We start from the raw sequence: 783 nt of genomic DNA, 5'->3' as shown, positions 1-783 counted from the left end.
AATAAATCAGAGCATCCCTAATGCTGAAATTAAGCGGCGGCGAAGCCGTCCGCTTGGATGACTGGTTAGCTGCCGGGTGATGGCAGCGGAGTGACGCCGCTTGAAACTGTGGAAGTTTCGTTGCTGATCTTTCGGGTGCGTATGCTATGAAAAACAAGTGAGATGCAGAAACGATCGGTCTGGATCTTGGCCTCGTACATCGTCCTTCCGAGCCGGCTAGACCACTCAGCTGCTTTGCTAGACGGCTCGATTGCGCTCATGCCAGGCCACGCCAAAGACCAACATGTACCCCATACATAACCCTCAGGCTCACCAGCGTCCAGCCAAGATTGATAGTTAACGAACTCCTCGCCCCAAGACTCGCCCCAAGTAGCGTCGGCCACGGCTGTCGTGTAGACAAGATCGGTGACATGGGTGAACTGCAATTGGTGCCGACCGGGATCTTTGCCCATTCGCGCCTCGACGAGAAAAGAGTAGTCGCGGCCGTGCTCAACGAAGGCGTGATCCATAACGCCGAAGTCGCAATCCGGGAGCCATTCAAACACGTTTTCGAGTGGATGCATTTGAGGCAGCTAACGCTGGAGTTGAGCGGCGGCGAAGCCGTCCGGCTCGAACGGGATGCTAGGCCTCACCAGCGCCACCCGCTTTTGGGTACAGCCGGCGCTTGCGCTTGAGAGGCCGCGTATGCTCCTCGAGGAATTCTACAATACCTAAGGATGCTCTGATCAATGAAGTTCAAAATGGCCGTCCAGACGGCCATGCAAAACACCGAGCTTGCTACGG

At 55.9% G+C, this 783-nt stretch carries 2 protein-coding genes; one reads left to right on the top strand and one right to left on the bottom strand.

Going from position 1 to position 783, the window contains the following annotated elements:
- Positions 1–65 precede the first annotated feature (65 nt).
- Complete coding sequence (locus B1991_RS19225) at positions 66–509, bottom strand: YxiG-like protein (RefSeq protein WP_425466717.1); 444 nt, start codon at positions 507–509, stop codon at positions 66–68.
- Between B1991_RS19225 and B1991_RS18450 the strand changes: the two genes are divergently transcribed.
- A complete protein-coding gene (locus B1991_RS18450) occupies positions 411–674 on the top strand; it encodes a P-loop NTPase family protein (protein WP_136260131.1) in 264 nt (87 codons plus the stop codon). The genes B1991_RS19225 and B1991_RS18450 overlap by 99 nt on opposite strands.
- The last annotated feature ends 109 nt before the right edge of the window (positions 675–783 follow it).

This window comes from Rhodanobacter lindaniclasticus, assembly GCF_004799035.1.
Taxonomy (GTDB): Bacteria; Pseudomonadota; Gammaproteobacteria; order Xanthomonadales; family Rhodanobacteraceae; genus Rhodanobacter; species Rhodanobacter lindaniclasticus.
This window is presented reverse-complemented; position numbering and strand designations above follow the sequence as displayed.

Excerpts from the sequence above, each read along its gene's own strand:
- B1991_RS18450 (WP_136260131.1), top strand. The coding sequence starts at position 411 with ATGGGTGAACTGCAATTGGTGCCGACCGGGATCTTTGCCCATTCGCGC.
- B1991_RS19225 (WP_425466717.1), bottom strand. The coding sequence starts at position 509 with ATGGATCACGCCTTCGTTGAGCACGGCCGCGACTACTCTTTTCTCGTC.